Genomic DNA, 17810 nt, shown 5'->3' on the forward strand with positions numbered 1-17810 from the left:
CAACAATGGCCGAACTCGAACATAATGCCTCAGAACCGGAGGTCGTGTACCACTACACCACCATGGACACGATGATGAAGATGGTCGAAGGAGCTTCGATCTGGGCCACAAGCATCAAGTTTCTCAATGACGTCTCCGAGGGAAATCACTACATCGATCTAATTCGAGAGCGCCTCCCCATCTATCGCCAAACTCGCCAGCTAGAAGACGAGTCGATATTCGACGAAGTCCTCCATAGCTCCAAAGTCCGTCCTGGATTGCGTTCGTTTGTTGCGTCCTTCTCGCGAGACGCTGACTCCCTGCCACAATGGCGTTCCTACTGTGCCAACGGAAATGGCGTCGCCATTGGATTCCGGGTAGAGTGCTTGAGGCGAGCGTTTCTCAAGCCAGAATCAGATGACCAGGCCCAAAGACCCTCCCGCATCAAGCCAACGATTACCTTCCAGGCGATCGATTACGTGGACGTTTCGCATGTTGAGTCTCTCGATGAAGATATAGAAAAGCTGGTCTCTTTGACCTTGGAAGTTAGAAACTCCTTGAAAACTCCAACCGTCGAGACCGGAGTGTCAGTTTTCTTCAGGCTAGTCCTCGAACGGATGGCATACTTCAAGAAACATCCCTCGTTCAGCAACGAGCGCGAGTACCGGTTACTCGTAGACCATGTGTTCAACGACTCGACACATGTTGAGTTCTGCCCAACAAGATCAACATTGAGACCTTATATCTCGTTGAATATCCCGCGACGACATTCAGGTCATGAAGGGCTCCCCAGACCACCCTTTGATTTGCGTTCGGTCCTGTCAGGAAGGTGGGATTTTATAGACCGTGTCGTAGTTGGCCCCACGGCGAACATCGATCTCTCGGTCGAATCGGTCGACGCTTTTTTCCTTAAGAATCATATGTACGTCCAAGTGAGACCGTCACAAATACCGTTCCGTGACTGGTAAATAAACGACGCGATAACTGCGGCGACCCCGACGTGAATCAGTTATACGCGGTCGCTATCACATCCCACCCTAACCCCGTGAAGAGGGCCGCATGAGGCCCTTCAACTCCGCTGCGAACGCCTTCAGGGCATCGGCGGTAGCGGCGAGTTCGTCGGCGTCAGCCCTTGCCGCAACGCATCCGGTGCAGGCGTCCCCGTCGCAGAGGTCGCACTGGTCGGTGCAGGCGTCGCAGTTGTCGGGACAATCGGAACAATCACAGACGCATCCCGCATCTTTTTTCTGCAGGAGACTCCGCAAGGTGCCGCGAATGCTGCGGAGGCTTGCGAGGGTTTCGCTGTCCACGTCATCAGCTTTGAAGCTGCGGAGGAGCTCGTCGAATTGCTGGAGGCTCTTTACGCTGGTCACTTGCGCGAGCGGGTTGGCCGGAATCGCCACGAGCGAGACTTCATACAACTTGATCTCGCGAATCGTCCGGGTTCCATCGCTGTTGTATGTAACCTTTCCAGACGACTCCGGAGGCAAACTGTAACCGATAGACAATCCCTTGATGCTGCCTGCCTTGAGATGTGCATACGCACGCTGCGCTGCGGGGTCGGCCATCACCATTGAACCGTTGACGACCAATCCCGCTGGGGAATCGGAGAGCTTGACCCTACCCAAGGGGTCTGAAGTTGAGTGAGACCAAAGTAGAACGACCCCGTCGCCCTGATTGTCGATGGAACGTTTGAACGCGCCCGGCATGATGATGTCGCCCACGAGGTCCGGTGGTCCGCCGTAGGTGCTCGCGTAGCCGGTGAAGGTGCCCGAGTTGTCATCGAGCGCCTTCACCTTGAGGGAAAAATCGCGGTGATATTGCATGTGACTTTCCCCTTTATGCTGGCGAGCTATTCAGAGTGCCGGTAACGAAAGCGCCCGGACGATAGGTGCAGAGCACGGTGCGCTCCTCGCACAAAATCGTCACGGCGTTGCGGATGAAATTGTCGCGGTCTTCGTAGCTAAGCTCCACGGTTGCATCAAGTCTATCGACTAGTTCTGCGCTCTCAGAAGATCCTGCGAGGAACGTTCCCGGTGTGATGGCGGTGGTGCTGATGACAGGTTTCCCCCAGAGACTCAGCGCCTCAGCGGTGCCGCCTGGATCGCCGACAATGTACCGCCCGAGAGTGTCCTTCAAAAGCTCGATGTTTGCGATGTCGACGGGACTCAGGCAGAAAAATCCCGCCGGTACTTCGTCGGCCAGCTCGACCTGTTCGAGTGCCCTTCGGAGGATATCCAGGGGCGTATGCGAGACCCCGGTGAGGAGAGCGAGGTTGAAGGGGGATGCCTGCCCAATTAGGCCGCTGAGGTTGTTGCCGGTGCCGTCACCCGAGATGCATTGCACCTCTTCCCTGTATCTCAGCCCATACAAAAGCCGGGTCGAGATGTAGGCGGCGAGCGTGGGCACATCTTCCAGCACTTGCTTGCTGGCGTTAAGATGGTGGGCGAGGGTCTGTATCGGAAGACTCACCGTCGTAAAACTCATGGTGGTCTCGCTCTTCACTGCGCCTTCCCCGGCCTGCGGAGATGCCCCGTTCACAAAGGTCTGTTCTTTCACAAAATAGACTTGGTTGCCGGTCGTCTTCGACCCCCGAAAAAGCAAATCTCTCAAGAACAAACGGCGGGATGCCAATGGGACAATTGAGCCTACCCGCTCCGGCATGACGACCCCAGCGGTGCCGGTCATGCTGCCCCCGGTGAGGATCTTGCGTTGCATTGGGATCGCGTTCAAGTCGCCCAGGCGGATGATGGCGCAACCCTTGCCCATCTCCACGAGACGCTTCAGCTCATCGGACTCGCCCAAGGCTTTGACGAGCATATCTTCGGCGTTGGGATCGTTGGTGTGGCGCTGTCGGCCCTGAAGGTCGATGGCGTCAACCTGCGTTTGCATCTGCGTTTGCCGTTCTGCAACGCCGGTTATCGAGCTTTTGATTTCCTCAAGCGCAGTTTGGATTTCGATTTTGTGGTCCATTTTTTTACACTCCGTCGTGAACAAATAGTCGCCGGTGCCCGTTGTGGCTACCTCGCGATAAGCGTCAATCAACTTGTCCAACGAACCTCTTGCGAGGGTGCCTAGTGCCGAAGATGGCTGGTAGGCGACGGCGGAGCGTTGGGTTGATTATGCGCTTTCGTGACGACTCGCGGGCATAATTCTTTCGTCGGTATTGCGCTTGCTGTCGCTGACACCGTCGCGGTCGTCACGTTCTACGGCCGCATCGTTTTCGACGATGTGTTGCACGTCCGTTCCCAGCTCGGCGGCACGGCGGCGGAGGCGATTATTGCGAAGCACTTCAGGCATCGAACTTCACCTTCGACTGCGTGGCTTCGAGTGCTTCGACCCGTCGCTCAACCGACGCAAGGCGGTGCTCGTGAGACTCGATCAGCTTCACAAAGACGGCCACCTTGTCGTTGACATCTCCGAGATCACGCACCAGCTTCGTTATCACTGATAAAAAAAAGTCGTTGGCTTCGTTCTGGGTCATCCCCTGCACCCGCTTCTTTAGATCGTCGAGATTGATCGCCATGTTGTCCTTTCAAATGCCACTGTGTTGGTTGATCATGACTACATGATCGTCAGCGTCGCATCCGCGCGGAACCGACTGACTGAGTTGCTTCGGCTCGCGGAAGCTGGCGAGGAGATCATCATCGAGCGCCACGGTCGCGCGGTAGCCCAGCTTCGCCAACTCCCGCCTGAGCTACGCCCCGCGAAGGAAGATACTTTCGATGTGGCCATGAACGAGATAGCGAATCCTGCCTTTCTGCGAAAGATCCTGCGCTCCTGAAAATGGCCAGAATCCGGATTTTTCTCAATACTCGCGAAACTTTGTGCTGAAGGTGGGCGCGGTACTAGTTTCGTTTCGACACCTCTTTACCCCCCCTTCGTGATGGATGAGGCTGCTTAGGCGATGTTGCTCCGCTCTCCGTCTCTCCAGATCAACAGCAGCCCCGCTATGGCGTCGTTCGTGAGGCTAGGAGGCGCTCCCAGCTTGAGGAGAGGTCGCACGTCGGGGAACCAACCTTCGGTTGCACCTGTCGCCTTCCACGCCTCCAGCACCGCCGCCTGGTCGACGTTCCGTTTGACCCGGTAGTTGGTGGCACCCTGCCCGTCTTTGGTCTCATCGAGCGCACCGAGCGCGGTGAGGACGGCGAGTCGTGGCTTGAGGAATTGGAGGAAGGCCGCTTCGGTCACGGAGGCCAGTCCATCGCTGAGCAGGGCCACAATTGCGAGACTCCCTTTTCTGGAGAAGCCGTCGTTACCGCAGAAGTTGGTCTCATCGGCGCAGAAGGCGTCGAGGCGCTGGCTGACATGCTGAAGTGCTGCGTCGTTCGATGTGTTGTTGGTTATCGTCTGCATTGGTGTGTGCTCCTTAGTTATTCGCCGCGTTCGCCATGCGCGCTTCCTGCTGCGCCATATCCGCTTCGTGCGCAGTGAATTCAATCGTGGCGTCGTCTAGGCGGATCAGATATCCATTGCCATCGGAGACTAACTTATCCGGGAGATAGGGATACGGCTCGAAGCCGGGAAAGTGAAGCATACCGGTGGCTGGCGTGCCGTCATCCTGACGAGCAATCGCAATAATCAGCATGGCTTCCCGAATCCTTTCCTTATCAGTCAGGCGTGGTGGCAGCAGGTTCGCTAGCGAGTCCACGAGGTCGGTCACTTCGAATGCTTTGCGGGCGTCGTGCGGGGTGGCGCAAATCGCTTTCTTCAGCAGGTTGAATTCATCTGGTTTAAGCATTGGATCATCCACTCCTTCGTAGGTTCGTCTGGGTTTGCCTTCTGGTTGAGCATCTTGTTGTCTTCGTCGATGGTGATCACAGAGCACCTCCAGCACCATCGCTAAGCGGCGACGACTCCGCAGCCAGCCGCTTGCGGTGGCCTGTGGGGTCGTTCAACAGATCTTGGAGATGCTCGTACCGCAGGCGCGTCGACTCCGGTGCCAACGCAAGACCTTCTCGAATCGAGAGGCCACGACGGCTCGATGAGAATGAGGTCGGCGCGACTGATTGCTCGATGGCATAGAGTTCGTCGTTGATTGCTCGGAACAGTCGCTCCCCAGCGAGACGCGGTGGCTGGAATCCTTCGTGCGGCGCGTAGACGGGCTCCGTGTCATGCGGGAAATCGGTGGGGTCGCCCATCATCTTCTTGCCAGAGAAGTCAGCCGCCTTCTTTGCGACATTGAGGATCGTGCCTAAATCGGGGAACGAGGTCTCACCCGGCTCCCGTTTCGTCTCACTTAGAACCGCGAGAGCGACCTGCACTGCCCTCTGGTCGGTTTCCATCGAGAGCGCCTGCGCGAAGGTCTCTAAGGTCGTCCGGTCCATCACCGCCTGCCGACAGCAAGCCATGCGAGCGAGGCTGATCTTGACGTTCGCCGCGATGGAGTGACTCCGCGAGTACGACCAAATTCGAATCTGCTTTTCCAAAAGGTAGAGCGCCATTGTTCCGTCCTCCATGCTGCTGCGGTTGATTGTCCTGCGCCTTTGAAAGCCACGAGTTCACGAATCGCGGCATGCCACGGGGAGTTTTCATCCTGGTCGGATTCGAGAGGAGCCACACGCGCATCTTGCCTAACTCGTCCATCACCGAAATTCCGGGAAAGGCCTTAACATATTCGTTGTAGAGTCTTTGCGGTACTCCGTATTTATCTTTTCCGCCGATAACTGGAAGATTGAAGACCGTGACATCTTCCAGCATGGAGCGAGGCTTCTTATCGCTCCTTGCAGATGTACTAGGTCCTTCTCCCTCACCTCCGACAACACCTTCAACGACACCAACACCTGCGCAAAACTTTTCAGAAACATTTCCAAAAGATTTTGAGAACGTTTCCGAAATACGCGCATCACCTGCATTCCGTTGATCTTTCCATCGCTGGTAGCGAGTGGCAAACGCTTCCATGATTTTTGTTGGCGGTTCTGGTGAACGCCGATCTTCCGCATTCTTGTAAACGAGCAGCGCCTTATCGGGAGTGATGAATTGGAGCCACCAATGTTCCCCCGCCAGATAGACGACGACCAAACAATTGAGTTGAAGTTCTTGGATCACAGAGATGAACTGGTCTTCGGTCGGCGGATCAGGGATGTACCGGAAGTACTTCGCGATAATCGTTGGATAATGAAGCTCCAACCGTCCGAAGTTATTGGCCGCGTGGATGAGGCGCAACCAACAGTACTGCGTTTGAGTCGAGCAAGCTGCGAGTCGCTGCCCCTCAAAGAGACCCTTCGCATCAATGATCATCGGCGCACCAGCCAATCAAGACGACGAAGGCTCGTGCATGCTATTGTTGCCCTATCCATGAACGTCCTTTCCCCGCCTCCGGTCGCACCCGGGGGCGCGTTCTTCACTTGGCATCAGGAGTCGTGTTGGCCTTCAGCCAAGCGTGAAGCCCGGAACGCGGGATGCGAACCATTCCGGCGTGCGTAAAAGCGGGTATGACGCCGGTTCTCGCAAGCCGATACACCGATGTAGCAGAGCAGTGCATCGTCTTCGCGACTTGTCCTACTTTCAGGTACTCATCGACTTCCGTCAGTGATTCGGGTTCCGTTGGTTGAACTTTTTTCGTCGACATTCGATCCTCTCTCTGCACACATGCTCCACATCCGACGCTTCGATGAGCATGAGCGAAATCAAAGGCAGAGTCGAGGAAGAGTCGAGGAAGAATCGAGGAAGAATAGCGGAAGAATAGCGGACCAAATCGACTAGCTAAGGAGGAGCTCCTCCGCTGTCGTGCCCATCGCCTTTGCGATTTGAACCCATGTAGCTCGCCGTGCATTATGGCTGTGGAAGATGTTGCGAAGGGTCCGACTGCTCAATCCAGCCGCCTCTGCGAACGCTTCCTGATTGAGGCCGTGACGGTCCATATAAGTCACCACGCGAGCTACCGCTGGGCCGCTCTTTATGCTTCGGCCAACCTGGTCCGGTCCAACGTTGTGCTTGGGGTCGGAAGAAAGCTTCTGGATGTTCCAAAGTTGTTGACGGACGAACTCAACTTTATCAAGTTCATCGGGCGATCCGCTCCCGCGTTTCCGCATTCACAACCCCTGGACAATCTATTGAAGACAGCCAACATATCACGTAGAGGGAGTGATTAGCCCGTTGCTAGAAGAATTCGCCGTTGCTAGAAAAATCGCGAGAAGATCGCCTAAGCATGCCAAAATCGAGCAACATGGCAAACATGGCAAACCGGCCTACATGCTCATTCTAGTAAATTTAGATCTGTTTTCAGTGATTTAGACAGGATACTGGCGGAGAGTGGGGGATTCGAACCCCCGATAGAACTTTTGGTCCTATAACGGTTTAGCAAACCGCCGCCTTCAGCCACTCGGCCAACTCTCCAGCACTTTCGTCGCGACTTCGCTGATTATATCGTGCACCCGCCCGCTGTGGCTTCCTCTCATTTAGATTTGTCTCAACTGGCCCATTTCACCGCCCGCCCGTTCCCAACTCCGCCGCCCGCCGCGCGGTAAGAAAGAGGCACAATTGGCAACAAGAACCACCGGCATGAAGAGGCTGCGCCTGCTGCCTCTCATCGCCGCCACGTACTTCATGGTCTCGGGCGGCCCCTACGGCCTGGAAGACATCATCGGCATGGCCGGCTACGGCCGCGCCTTTCTTCTGCTTCTGCTCATCCCCATCTTCTGGAGCCTCCCCACCTCGCTCATGGTCGGGGAACTCGCCTCCGCCATGCCCTGCGAGGGCGGCTTCTACCATTGGGTGCGCCAGGCGATGGGCCCATTCTGGGGCTTTCAAGAGGCGTGGCTCTCCCTCGCCGCCAGCGTCTTCGACATGGCGATCTACCCCACCACCTTCGTGCTCTATCTCTCGCACGTCGCGCCCAACCTCACCGCCGGATACCGCGGCCTCCTCCTCAAGCTCGTCATCGTCACCATCTCCGCCCTCTGGAACCTGCGCGGCGCGGCCGCCGTCGGCAGCGGTTCGCAGCGCATGATGGTCATCTCGCTCTCGCCCTTCGTCGTCCTCATCGGCTTGGCGGTCTGGCACAGCCTCCACCACGGAGTAGCCGTCGCCGCAGGCGGCCCACCCGCCCAGATGGATATCGCCGGAGCCGTCCTCGTCGCCATGTGGAACTACATGGGCTGGGACAACGCCTCCACCATCGCCCAGGAGGTCGAAAACCCGCAGAAGGCCTACCCCCGCGCCATGCTCAGCTCCGCCCTCGTGGTCATGTGCGTCTATACTCTGCCGCTTGCAGCGGTCTGGCTGGCAGGCATCCCCGCCGAGCGCTTCTCCACCGGAGCCTGGGTCGACGCCGCCATGCTCCTCGGCGGACCCGTCCTCGCCATGGCCGTGGTCCTCGCCGGTTCGCTCGACGGCCTCGGCACCTTCAACGCCCTCACCCTCTCGCTCACCCGCCTGCCCTACGCCATGGCCGAAGACGGTCTGCTGCCCAAGCTCCTCGCCCGCCGCTGGTCCAACGGAGTCCCCTGGGTCAGCGTCATCGCCTGCAGCGTCGCCTGGGCACTCGCCCTCGGCTTCACCTTCGAGCGCCTCATCTCCATCGACCTCGTCCTCTACGGAGCCGCGCTCCTGCTGGAGTTCGTCGCTCTCATCCTCCTCCGCATCCGGGCACCGCAGATGCACCGGCCCTTCCGCGTCCCCGGAGGCATGATCGGTGCCATCACCGTCGGCCTCGGCCCTGCAGCGCTCATCGCCTACGCCCTATGGGCCGCACGCGACGAGCGCATCGCCGGAATGCCTGCTCTGGTCTTCGCCGCCCTTATCGGCGCGGCAGGCCCTCTCGTCTACCTCATCGCCCGCAGACGGACCGCCTGAAAGAAAAAGCCCCCGCCGCGCCAGACTCAGCGCAAACGGGGGCTTCTGTATCCCAACAAAAAACTACTCGTGCGGAACCGGCTTCGGCTGCGGATTCGCCTTGTTGTCGATGAAGCGCTGCTGCGCCTCCAGCACCTTGTTCCGTGCGAACGAGGCGTCCCGCCAACCCTTTACCTCGACACGCTTGCCTTCGAGGTCCTTGTAGATCGCGAAGAAGTGCGTAATCTCCCGCAGCATGTGCGGATAGATCTCGGAGAAGTTCCAGACATCCTTATAGCGCGGATTGCCCTTACCGACGCACAGTACCTTCTCGTCGCCCAGGCCCTGGTCCAGCATCTCCAGCACGCCGATCGGGCGAACCTCCATCACGCAACCGGGAAAGCTCGGCGCGTCGACCAGCACCAGGCAATCCAGCGGATCGCCATCTTCGCCCAGCGTACTGGGAATGAAGCCATAGTCCCCGGGGTAGTGCACCGGCGAGTACAGGTTCCGGTCCAGCCGGAATACATGCAGTTCCTTGTCGTATTCGTACTTGTTGATGCCCTCGTGGGGAATCTCAATGACGGCGTTGATCACTTCCGGGGAGTGCTCCCCCACTGGCAACTCTAGATAATTCGGCATAAATTCTGGCATCTCTTCTCGTTTGGGAAATTGTTGCGCTGATATCGATGAAGGTTGCTGATGTTATCGCGGGTATCACACTCGGCGCCCGAGGATCAGGTCGGCGGCTCGAGCGCTTTCTGCCACCTTGTCTATAATCAGACATCATGAAGGCCCATGTCTATGTCACTCTCAAACGAACCGTGCTCGACGCTCAGGGCCAGACGGTAGCCGATGCACTTCGCCGCATGGAATACCGCGGCGTCCAGGACGTGCGTCAAGGCAAATACTTCCTGCTCACCCTCGAAGACGGCCAGGAGCCCGCAGCCGCGCAGACCGAAGTCGAACGCATCGCGCGCGAAGTCTTGACCAACCCCGTCATCGAAGAATTTTCCTTCCGGATCGAAGGCTAACCCAGCCCAGGACCCGGCTTACGGACCCACCGGCTAAGGGCTCGGCGGGTCCAACCCGCCTACCCAAAAGTCGCAGCCCGATCCTCTCGCAGAGGGCGGCCCCGAACCCTTAAACAAAGCCACACGTCAAAGCTCACCCTCCCATTTCAGTCCAGTCAACGCGGATCGGACCCAGTCTTGGGACATACACTTCCAAGTGCTAGGCTCGAAGGGGCAGGCATGGAGAGACACTTGAACCAAATCCCCCAGCAAACACCCCCAGAGATTCAAAGGGCGAATCCCCTCCAACCGGCAGCGGAAGGCAGCCGCTTCGTCCGCGCCTGCCTCCGGCAGCCCGTCGACCGCACCCCCGTCTGGTTTCTGCGCCAGGCCGGACGCTACATGCCGGAGTACATGGCCGTCCGCAAGCACCACTCGCTGCTCGACATCTGCCGCACCCCCGAGGTCGCCTCCGAGGTCACCATCACCGCCGCCGAGCGCCTCGGCGTCGACGCAGCCATCATCTTCGCCGACCTGCTGCTCCCCTTCACCCCCATGGGACTCGACTTCGAGTTCCTCGCCGGCGAAGGCCCCGTCGTCAACGTCCCCATTCGCTCCGCCGAGCAGGTCGTCGCCCTTCGCACCGACCGCATCGACGAGCTCAGCTACGTCGCCCGCTCCATCGAAAAGGTCGTCGCCCACTTCTCCCGTCCCCGGCCCGACGGCGATCAGCTCGGCATCATCGGCTTCTGCGGCGCTCCCTTCACCCTCGCCAGCTACATGATCGAAGGCGGCTCCTCCCGCAACTATATCGAGACCAAAAAGCTCATGTACGGCGACACCAAGGCCTGGCCTCTCCTTATGGAGAAGCTCGTCACCGTCCTCGTCGGCTACGCCGCCCAGCAGGTCGAGGCCGGAGCCGACGTCATCCAGGTCTTCGATAGCTGGGCCGGAGCCCTCAGCGTCTCCGACTACCGCCAGTACTGCCTCGCCCCCACGACAGAGCTCGTCCAGCGCATCCAGGCCCTCGGCGTCCCGGTCATCTACTTCGGCGTGGACACCGCATCGCTCCTCCCCACCATGCGCGAGACCGGAGCCGACGTCCTCGGCCTCGATTGGCGCATCCCCCTCGACGTCGGCTGGAAGTCCATCGGCCATACCCGCGCCGTCCAGGGCAACCTGGACCCCATCACCCTCTTCGCCCCCGAAGCCGTCCTCAAAGCTCGTGTCCTGGAGGTCCTTCACACCGCCGAAAAGCGTCCCGGCCACATCTTCAACCTCGGCCACGGCATCGTCCCCGGCACCCCGGTCGAAAACGTCATCCAGGTCGTCCAATGGGTCAAGGAGTACGGCAAGATATGACCCAGGAAGCGCAGCCCGGCCATGCCGCCATCCTGCTCCTCGCCCACGGCACCCCCAACCGCCTCAGTGAGATGGCCGAGTACCTCAGCAAAGTCACCGGAGGTCGCGCCCTCCCGGACGAGGTCGTTAAAGAGCTCCAGCACCGCTACGCCGAGATCGGCCTCAAAGAAGAGCCGCTCCCCGAAGGTCCGCCCTTAACCCGCTGGACCCTCAAACAGGGCTCGCTCCTGGAACAGACCCTCAAGACCACCAAAGTCTATGTCGGAATGCGCAACTGGCACCCTTACATCGCCGACGTGGTCGCCCAGATGCGAGCCGACGGCGTCACCCACATCAAGGCCATCTGCCTCGCACCGCAGAACTCCCGCACCAGCGTTGGCCTCTACCGCCGCGCCCTGCTCGCCGCCGCCACCGAGATGGAGGTCGAGTTCGTCGCCGGCTGGGCCGAACACCCGCTCCTCGCCCAGGCCTTCGCCGAAAGACTCTGGCCCGTCTGGGCTGAAGCCTGCGCCAGCGTGTCTTCCCCAGGACACCCCCGCCGCGTCCCTGTCCTCTTCACCGCCCACTCCGTCCCCTGCCGCACCATCATGACCGGCGAAGCCGCGGCTGCCCGCCCCGGCATGTCCTCCTCCGCAGGCCGTCCCAGCGCCATCCCCACAGGTCCCGACCCCTACCCCGTCGAGGCAAAACGCACCGCCCAGCTCGTCGCAGACCGTCTCGCCGTCGTCGGCTTCCACGACTCCGACTGGTACTTCGCCTTCCAAAGCCAGGGCATCAGCGGCGGCCCCTGGATCGGCCCCACCGTCGAGGAGATCCTCAAGGCCATCAAGACCGAGGGCCACCCCGGCGTCGTCATGCAGCCCATCGGCTTCCTCTGCGACCACGTCGAAATCCTCTACGATATCGATATCGCCTTCACCCAGACCGCCCGCGAGCTCGGCCTCAAGCTCTGGCGCGCCGAATCCCTCAACGACTCCCCCACCCTGATTGAGGCCCTCGCCACCATCGCCTCCGGCGCCTACCACGCCGACTTAGACGAAGCCATCGCCCAACCCCAATAGAGCCACAAAAGCGGATGCCCACCCTTGATGCAGTCCATCGCAAATAGGGTGGTTATCGTGCCTCCCATCTCGCGCCCACTCTGTGCCAAACTTCTTTAAGGACACTATGAGAAGAATCGCCATCATCGGCGGCGGAATCGCCGGAGTCACCGCAGCCTACGAGCTCGCCCGCCTCGCCCGCGACGGCGCAGCCGTGGAAGCCACTCTCTTCGAATCCTCCTCCCGCCTCGGCGGCATCGTCGAAACCATCCGCGAGGGCGGCTTCATCATCGAAGGCGGCCCCGACGGCTGGGTCACCGAAAAGCCCTGGGCCCGCGAGCTCGCCGAAGAGCTCGGCCTCTCCGAAGAGCTGCTCCCCTCCAACGACGCCACCCGCCGCACTTACATCCTCAAGGACGACCGCCTGCAAGCCATCCCCGACGGCATGCGCATGATGGTTCCCACCGACCTCGCCGCCCTGGATGAATCCAGCCTCTTCACCTCCGCCGCCCGTCAGTCCTTCCGCGACGAGCCCAGCCGCGCCCAAGAGTTGAAAGCCAGCGCCCCCGCAACCGACGAGAGCGTCGCCGACTTCGTCCGCCGCCACTTCGGCCCCGAGGTCCTTCACACCATCGCCGCGCCGCTCCTCAGCGGAGTCTTCGGAGGCGACGTCGCCACCCTCAGCGTCCGCGCCGTCATGGCCCCCTTCGTCGCCATGGAGCGCGAGCACGGCAGCCTCATCACCGCCCTCCAGTCCCGCGCACCGAAGAACGGCAGCAACGCCGCCATCTTCACCACCCTCCGCAGCGGCCTGGCCACCCTCATCGAGCGCATGGTCGCCACCGTCCCTCCCACCTGGCTGCGCATGAACTCTAACGTCGCCGCCATCGGCCGTGACGAGACCGGTTGGACCGTCCGCTGCTCCGGCAACAAAGCCACACCCGAACACTTCGACGAGCTCATGATCGCCACCCCCGTCGACATCGCCCGCAGCCTCCTCGCGCCCCACGACTCCTACGCCGCTGGTCTCCTCAAGATGGAAGCCAGCTCTGCTGTCATCATCGCCTTCGCCCTTCCTGACGCCTCCCGCTTCCCCGTCCCCTCCGGCTTCGGCTTCCTCGTCCCCCCGCACCACGCCTCCACCAACGGAAGCGAAGGCCTCGCCGCGAAGACGCCCAGCCGCCTCCTCGCCGGCACCTTCACCGACCAGAAGTTCAACCATCGCGTCCCCTCCGGAGCCCGGCTCGTCCGCGCCTTCTTCGGAGGCCCGACCGCCGAGCGCATGATGGGCTGCGGCAACGACGAGATCGCCTCCGTCGCCCGCCTTGAACTCGCCCGCATCCTCGGCCCCTTGCCCGACGCCACCATCACCGTCGTCCGCCGCTGGCCGCGCAGCCTCCCCCAATACTCCGTAGGCCATCTGGAGCGTATGGCCGAACTCAACAACCGTGTCGCCGCAATGCCTGGCCTTCACCTGCTCGGCAACGGCTATAGAGGCGTCGGCCTGCCCGATCTCGTCCGCGACGCCCGCAGTGCAGCCAGAGGAGTTATCTCATCCTGAAGCGAACAATTTCATCGCCGGTATACGAAAAATTCATCTCCAGATACAAATTGTTTGCCACGGCATCCGATTCGAGCTACATTGAGGACAGTCCAAAAAACAGAAATTGTTTCAGCTTGAACACTCCAGGATAGGTTTTATAGCCCGCAATTGGCACCTCTTCTGTCGAAGTACCCCCACTAGAATCACCATAGAAAAGTAAATGCTATCGCGGGAGAGATCGGTTCAGTCCGACGCCGAAGGAGCAACCGCCCCGGAAACTCTCAGGCAAAAGGACCGCGACAGCAATCAAACTTCTGGAGAGAGGCACCTCGAAGGTGTCCGCCGACGGGATAACAATCTCAGGCAAAGATACAGAAGGGGCGCACTAAGAAGCTGATTCTCAGCTTGCTGAAAGGTGTGCGTCCGTGGTGATTCAAGAAGTCCAGCAAAAAGACGCCCGTCTCACCCAACCGGCATCGCTCGGCTCCTTGCCCTTCGTGCCCGAGGCGCTCGCCCCCGCGTTGAACTTTGCCTCCGCCTTCTCTGGCGCCCCTGCCGGATTCTCCCCCACCTCTGTCCTCATCGAGATCTTCGGCGGCATCGCCGATCCTGCCCACGCCGACCGCATCGCCGCTGGCGTCCTCCTCGGACTCGCCGGCCAGCACCCCAGCCTCACCGCCGAGCATGCGCTCGCCCTTTTAGACACCATCCGCGTCACCAAATCTTTCCAACTCAACGGCGCCATCGAGGTTCCCTTCAGCCCTGAAGAACATCTCATCGTCACCCCGACCGCCCTTCAGCCGTCCCAACCCGACGGCATTCGCCTCACGGCCTATCACTGCGTCCACCCCTTCGTGACGCGCCAATACCACGCAACCGGCAGAGACCCACTCAGCTTCACCGAGTGCTGATCACCGCACACATTCGACCTGACCACGTCGTCAAGGAGCGCAACATATGGCAACCGCAAACGTTATAGCAAACAACGCAGCAGAGACCCCCGGGAGCACGACCCAAATGAGCGCCACCGCAGCATTCGCCCAGCGCCACATAGGACCCACCGATGCAGATGTCCAGTCCATGCTCCGCACCATCGGCCTTGGAACCCTCGACGAGCTCATCGCCGCCGCCGTTCCTGCTTCCATCCTCGATCCCGGCAAGCTCACCTTCGGCCCCGCGCTCTCAGAGGTAGACACCATCGCCTACCTCCGCACCGTCGCCGCCAAAAATAAGGTCCTCATCTCGCTCATCGGCCAGGGCTACTACGGCACGCTCGTCCCCGCCGTCATCCAGCGCAACATCCTCGAAAACCCCGCCTGGTACACCGCCTACACCCCCTACCAGCCCGAGATCTCCCAGGGCCGCCTCGAAGCCCTCATCAACTTCCAGACCATGATCTGCGACCTCACCGGCCTCGACATCGCCAATGCCTCGCTGCTCGACGAGGCCACCGCCGCAGCCGAAGCCATGGCCATGGCCAAGCGCTCCGCCAAGTCCGACTCCAACCGCTTCTTCGTCGACCGCAACTGCCACCCCCAGACCATCGCCGTCCTCGAGACCCGCTCCAAACCTCTCGGCTGGGAGCTCGTCCTCGGCGACGCCGCCAGCGACCTCGTCCCCTCGGAGGTCTTCGGAGCCATCTTCCAATACCCCGGCACCCACGGCGAGATCGTCGACTACCGCCAGACCATCGTCGAGCTCCACGCCGCCGGCGCTATCGCCGTGATGGCCACCGATCCCCTCGCCCTCACCCTCCTCGCCTCACCCGGCGAGCTCGGCGCGGACATGGCCATCGGCTCCTCCCAGCGCTTCGGAGTCCCCATGGGCTACGGCGGACCGCACGCCGCCTACATCGCCACCCGCGATTCCCTCAAGCGCTCGCTCCCCGGACGACTCGTCGGAGTCTCCATCGACTCCCGCGGCGCTCAGGCCTACCGCCTCGCCCTCCAGACCCGCGAGCAGCACATCCGCCGCGAGAAGGCCACCTCCAACATCTGTACCGCGCAGGTCCTGCTCGCCGTCATGGCCGGTATGTACGCCGTCTACCACGGGCCCGAAGGCCTCAAGGCCATCGCCACCCGCGTCCATCGCCTCACCGCGAAGCTCGCCGCCGGACTCACCGCCCTCGGCTTTACCGTCGAGCCCGAACACTTCTTCGACACCCTCACCATCCACACCGGCCAGTTCACCGAGCAGATCCACCAGGCCGCCGTCGACGCCGGGATCAATCTGCGTCACATCTGTCCTCCCGACGGCAGCCCCGAGCTGAAGCTCGGCATCAGCCTCGACGAGACCTCCACCCCTGCCCTCATCGAGACCCTCTGGTCCTGCTTCGGCGACGCCCCGAAGTTCGTCGAGATCGAGTCCCACGAAACCATTCAGGCATCCCTGCTTCGCTCTACCCCCATCCTGACCCACCCCGTCTTCAACCAGTACCACTCCGAGACCGAGCTGCTCCGCTACATGCGCCGCCTCGCCGACCGCGACCTCGCCCTCGACCGCGCCATGATTCCCCTCGGCTCCTGCACCATGAAGCTCAACGCCACCACCGAGATGGTGCCTGTCACCTGGCCTGAGTTCTCCAACCTCCATCCCTTCTGCCCCCGTGAGCAAGCCGCCGGATACGCCGAGATGATCGGCGCCCTCGAGCAGCGCCTCTGCGACATCACCGGCTACGACGCCTTCTCCTTCCAGCCCAACTCCGGAGCCCAGGGCGAGTACGCCGGTCTCCTCGCCATCGGCGCATACCACCGCAGCCGCGGCGAAGGGCACCGCAACATCTGCCTCATCCCCGCCTCCGCCCACGGCACCAACCCCGCCTCCGCCCAGATGGCCGCCATGGAGGTCGTCGGAGTCCGCTGCGACGAGCACGGCAACGTCGACGTCGAAGACCTCCGCGAAAAGGCTACTCACTACGCCGACATCCTGGCCGCCGTCATGATCACCTACCCCTCCACCCACGGCGTCTTCGAGGAGCGCGTCCGCGAGATCTGCGAGATCGTCCACGAGTGCGGAGGCCAGGTCTACCTCGATGGAGCCAACCTCAACGCCCAGGTCGGAGTCGTCTACCCCGGCAAGTTCGGCGCGGACGTCAGCCACCTCAACCTCCACAAGACCTTCTGCATCCCCCACGGCGGCGGCGGCCCCGGCGTAGGTCCGGTCGGCCTGCGCAAGCACCTCGCCCCCTTCCTTCCCGGCCACCCGGAGCTCACCGGCGACTCGCTCGTCGGCCCCGTCTCCGCCGCTCCTTACGGCTCGGCCTCCATCCTCGCCATCTCCTGGGCTTACATCCTGCTCATGGGCGGCGAAGGCCTCACCAAGGCCACCGAAGTCGCCATCCTCAACGCCAACTACATCGCCGCGCGCCTCGATCCCCACTACCCCGTCCTCTATAAGAACGAGCACGGCCGCGTAGCCCACGAGTGCATCCTCGATACCCGCCCCCTCAAAACCTCCTGCGGCGTCAGCGTCGACGACATCGCCAAGCGCCTCATCGACTACGGCTTCCACGCCCCCACCATGAGTTTTCCGGTCGCCGGAACCCTTATGATCGAGCCCACGGAATCTGAATCCAAAGCCGAGATCGACCGCTTCTGCGAGGCTATGATTGCTATGCGCGGCGAGATCGCCGACATCGAGAGCGGGAAGTTCACCGCTGACGAAAGCCCGCTCCACTTCGCCCCGCACACCGTCTACGACCTCGCCGACGACGTCTGGGATCGCCGCTACACCCGCGCAGAGGGCTGCTTCCCGCCCACCTCGCGCCGCACCGACAAATATTGGTCCCCCGTAAACCGTATCGACAACGTCTATGGCGACCGCAACCTCTTTTGCTCCTGCCCTCCAACCGCAGAGTACTGCGAAGTAATTTCGGAGTAGCCCAAGTCCCCGCGCCGCCGGCAGAGGATGCCTGCGGCGAAGCTCAAACAGACCATCGCAGGATGGCTAAGAAACAGTTCTACCGCTGACACAACAGGATTCCCGCAGCATGAACGATGCTGTCAAGGGTTTGAGTACGAAGATCGTCGGAAAACGCTGCAACCAGATGAAGTCCAGCGCGGAAGACAATCAGACACCGCTAGCTCAGGAGCGTTACCC

General features: G+C 61.0%; 20 protein-coding genes, 1 tRNA gene and 1 riboswitch. Of the genes, 9 read left to right on the forward strand and 12 right to left on the reverse strand.

Annotation, left to right across the window (positions count from 1 at the left end):
- The first annotated feature begins 5 nt into the window (after positions 1 to 5).
- Positions 6 to 947, forward strand: a complete 942-nt coding sequence (locus tag HB393_RS08550) for a DUF2971 domain-containing protein (protein WP_213804737.1) — start codon at positions 6 to 8, stop codon at positions 945 to 947.
- 69 nt (positions 948 to 1016) lie between these two features.
- Here HB393_RS08550 and HB393_RS08555 read toward each other — a convergent pair whose 3' ends face one another.
- The 4 genes from HB393_RS08555 to HB393_RS08570 form a co-directional block, all read right to left on the reverse strand.
- Positions 1017 to 1805 carry an HK97 family phage prohead protease gene (locus HB393_RS08555; RefSeq protein ID WP_213804738.1) on the reverse strand — a complete coding sequence of 263 codons (789 nt, stop codon included), beginning with the start codon at positions 1803 to 1805 and terminating at the stop codon, positions 1017 to 1019.
- 13 nt (positions 1806 to 1818) lie between these two features.
- Positions 1819 to 2952 (reverse strand): phage major capsid protein, encoded by a 1134-nt coding sequence (locus tag HB393_RS08560; protein WP_255550933.1) that lies wholly within the window; start codon positions 2950 to 2952, stop codon positions 1819 to 1821.
- A gap of 147 nt (positions 2953 to 3099) precedes the next feature.
- Positions 3100 to 3279: a hypothetical protein gene (locus tag HB393_RS08565; protein ID WP_213804740.1), complete on the reverse strand. Its 180-nt coding sequence runs from the start codon at positions 3277 to 3279 to the stop codon at positions 3100 to 3102.
- Positions 3272 to 3505, reverse strand: a complete 234-nt coding sequence (locus HB393_RS08570) for a hypothetical protein (RefSeq protein WP_213804741.1) — start codon at positions 3503 to 3505, stop codon at positions 3272 to 3274. The genes HB393_RS08565 and HB393_RS08570 overlap by 8 nt, the downstream gene beginning before the upstream one ends.
- A 21-nt stretch (positions 3506 to 3526) precedes the next feature.
- Between HB393_RS08570 and HB393_RS08575 the strand changes: the two genes are divergently transcribed.
- Positions 3527 to 3763 (forward strand): type II toxin-antitoxin system prevent-host-death family antitoxin, encoded by a 237-nt coding sequence (locus HB393_RS08575; protein WP_213804742.1) that lies wholly within the window; start codon positions 3527 to 3529, stop codon positions 3761 to 3763.
- A gap of 116 nt (positions 3764 to 3879) precedes the next feature.
- Here HB393_RS08575 and HB393_RS08580 read toward each other — a convergent pair whose 3' ends face one another.
- The 7 genes from HB393_RS08580 to HB393_RS08610 form a co-directional block, all read right to left on the reverse strand.
- The gene (locus HB393_RS08580; protein ID WP_213804743.1) at positions 3880 to 4335 is read right to left on the reverse strand and encodes a hypothetical protein; all 456 of its coding nucleotides are present in this window, start codon (positions 4333 to 4335) and stop codon (positions 3880 to 3882) included.
- A 13-nt stretch (positions 4336 to 4348) separates the two neighbouring features.
- The gene (locus HB393_RS08585) at positions 4349 to 4720 is read right to left on the reverse strand and encodes a hypothetical protein (RefSeq protein ID WP_213804744.1); all 372 of its coding nucleotides are present in this window, start codon (positions 4718 to 4720) and stop codon (positions 4349 to 4351) included.
- 76 nt (positions 4721 to 4796) lie between these two features.
- Positions 4797 to 5264, reverse strand: coding sequence for a hypothetical protein (locus tag HB393_RS08590; protein ID WP_213804745.1), 468 nt, complete (start codon positions 5262 to 5264; stop codon positions 4797 to 4799).
- Complete coding sequence (locus tag HB393_RS08595; RefSeq protein ID WP_213804746.1) at positions 5215 to 6219, reverse strand: hypothetical protein; 1005 nt, start codon at positions 6217 to 6219, stop codon at positions 5215 to 5217. Before HB393_RS08595 ends, HB393_RS08590 begins: the two co-directional genes overlap by 50 nt.
- Positions 6220 to 6322: 103 nt before the next feature.
- A complete protein-coding gene (locus tag HB393_RS08600; RefSeq protein WP_213804747.1) occupies positions 6323 to 6550 on the reverse strand; it encodes a helix-turn-helix domain-containing protein in 228 nt (75 codons plus the stop codon).
- A gap of 130 nt (positions 6551 to 6680) precedes the next feature.
- A complete protein-coding gene (locus HB393_RS08605; RefSeq protein ID WP_213804748.1) occupies positions 6681 to 7013 on the reverse strand; it encodes a helix-turn-helix transcriptional regulator in 333 nt (110 codons plus the stop codon).
- Between the two features lie 211 nt (positions 7014 to 7224).
- A tRNA-Ser gene (locus HB393_RS08610) sits at positions 7225 to 7317 on the reverse strand.
- A 144-nt stretch (positions 7318 to 7461) separates the two neighbouring features.
- Between HB393_RS08610 and HB393_RS08615 the strand changes: the two genes are divergently transcribed.
- A complete protein-coding gene (locus tag HB393_RS08615) occupies positions 7462 to 8775 on the forward strand; it encodes an APC family permease (protein WP_255550917.1) in 1314 nt (437 codons plus the stop codon).
- 63 nt (positions 8776 to 8838) lie between these two features.
- On the opposite strand, the gene HB393_RS08620 is transcribed toward HB393_RS08615, so the two are convergent.
- On the reverse strand, positions 8839 to 9396 hold the full coding sequence (locus HB393_RS08620; RefSeq protein ID WP_213804749.1) for an inorganic diphosphatase: 558 nt from the start codon (positions 9394 to 9396) through the stop codon (positions 8839 to 8841).
- Positions 9397 to 9542: 146 nt separating this feature from the next.
- Between HB393_RS08620 and purS the strand changes: the two genes are divergently transcribed.
- From purS to gcvP, 6 genes are all read left to right on the forward strand, one after another.
- Complete coding sequence (gene purS, locus HB393_RS08625; RefSeq protein ID WP_213804750.1) at positions 9543 to 9788, forward strand: phosphoribosylformylglycinamidine synthase subunit PurS; 246 nt, start codon at positions 9543 to 9545, stop codon at positions 9786 to 9788.
- A gap of 264 nt (positions 9789 to 10052) precedes the next feature.
- Positions 10053 to 11129 carry a uroporphyrinogen decarboxylase gene (gene hemE, locus HB393_RS08630; protein WP_345945113.1) on the forward strand — a complete coding sequence of 359 codons (1077 nt, stop codon included), beginning with the start codon at positions 10053 to 10055 and terminating at the stop codon, positions 11127 to 11129.
- Positions 11126 to 12190, forward strand: a complete 1065-nt coding sequence (locus tag HB393_RS08635; RefSeq protein WP_213804752.1) for a ferrochelatase — start codon at positions 11126 to 11128, stop codon at positions 12188 to 12190. The genes hemE and HB393_RS08635 overlap by 4 nt, the downstream gene beginning before the upstream one ends.
- 106 nt (positions 12191 to 12296) lie before the next feature.
- The gene (gene hemG / locus HB393_RS08640) at positions 12297 to 13730 is read left to right on the forward strand and encodes a protoporphyrinogen oxidase (protein ID WP_213804753.1); all 1434 of its coding nucleotides are present in this window, start codon (positions 12297 to 12299) and stop codon (positions 13728 to 13730) included.
- Positions 13731 to 13931: 201 nt separating this feature from the next.
- Positions 13932 to 14019: riboswitch (glycine riboswitch) on the forward strand.
- 118 nt (positions 14020 to 14137) lie between these two features.
- Positions 14138 to 14623 (forward strand): serine dehydratase beta chain, encoded by a 486-nt coding sequence (locus tag HB393_RS08645; protein ID WP_213804754.1) that lies wholly within the window; start codon positions 14138 to 14140, stop codon positions 14621 to 14623.
- 46 nt (positions 14624 to 14669) lie between these two features.
- Entirely contained in the window at positions 14670 to 17591 is a 2922-nt protein-coding gene (gene gcvP / locus HB393_RS08650; RefSeq protein ID WP_213804755.1) for an aminomethyl-transferring glycine dehydrogenase, read from the forward strand.
- Positions 17592 to 17810 lie beyond the last annotated feature (219 nt).

Origin of the sequence: Granulicella sp. dw_53 (genome assembly GCF_018449545.1) — a bacterium.
Classification (GTDB): domain Bacteria; phylum Acidobacteriota; class Terriglobia; order Terriglobales; family Acidobacteriaceae; genus Edaphobacter.

Excerpts from the sequence above, each read along its gene's own strand:
- HB393_RS08550 (WP_213804737.1), top strand. The coding sequence starts at position 6 with ATGGCCGAACTCGAACATAATGCCTCAGAACCGGAGGTCGTGTACCAC.
- HB393_RS08555 (WP_213804738.1), bottom strand. The coding sequence starts at position 1,805 with ATGCAATATCACCGCGATTTTTCCCTCAAGGTGAAGGCGCTCGATGAC.
- HB393_RS08560 (WP_255550933.1), bottom strand. The coding sequence starts at position 2,952 with ATGGACCACAAAATCGAAATCCAAACTGCGCTTGAGGAAATCAAAAGC.
- HB393_RS08565 (WP_213804740.1), bottom strand. The coding sequence starts at position 3,279 with ATGCCTGAAGTGCTTCGCAATAATCGCCTCCGCCGCCGTGCCGCCGAG.
- HB393_RS08570 (WP_213804741.1), bottom strand. The coding sequence starts at position 3,505 with ATGGCGATCAATCTCGACGATCTAAAGAAGCGGGTGCAGGGGATGACC.
- HB393_RS08580 (WP_213804743.1), bottom strand. The coding sequence starts at position 4,335 with ATGCAGACGATAACCAACAACACATCGAACGACGCAGCACTTCAGCAT.
- HB393_RS08585 (WP_213804744.1), bottom strand. The coding sequence starts at position 4,720 with ATGCTTAAACCAGATGAATTCAACCTGCTGAAGAAAGCGATTTGCGCC.
- HB393_RS08590 (WP_213804745.1), bottom strand. The coding sequence starts at position 5,264 with ATGGAAACCGACCAGAGGGCAGTGCAGGTCGCTCTCGCGGTTCTAAGT.
- HB393_RS08595 (WP_213804746.1), bottom strand. The coding sequence starts at position 6,219 with ATGATCATTGATGCGAAGGGTCTCTTTGAGGGGCAGCGACTCGCAGCT.
- HB393_RS08600 (WP_213804747.1), bottom strand. The coding sequence starts at position 6,550 with ATGTCGACGAAAAAAGTTCAACCAACGGAACCCGAATCACTGACGGAA.
- HB393_RS08605 (WP_213804748.1), bottom strand. The coding sequence starts at position 7,013 with ATGCGGAAACGCGGGAGCGGATCGCCCGATGAACTTGATAAAGTTGAG.
- HB393_RS08620 (WP_213804749.1), bottom strand. The coding sequence starts at position 9,396 with ATGCCGAATTATCTAGAGTTGCCAGTGGGGGAGCACTCCCCGGAAGTG.
- purS (WP_213804750.1), top strand. The coding sequence starts at position 9,543 with ATGAAGGCCCATGTCTATGTCACTCTCAAACGAACCGTGCTCGACGCT.
- HB393_RS08635 (WP_213804752.1), top strand. The coding sequence starts at position 11,126 with ATGACCCAGGAAGCGCAGCCCGGCCATGCCGCCATCCTGCTCCTCGCC.
- hemG (WP_213804753.1), top strand. The coding sequence starts at position 12,297 with ATGAGAAGAATCGCCATCATCGGCGGCGGAATCGCCGGAGTCACCGCA.
- gcvP (WP_213804755.1), top strand. The coding sequence starts at position 14,670 with ATGGCAACCGCAAACGTTATAGCAAACAACGCAGCAGAGACCCCCGGG.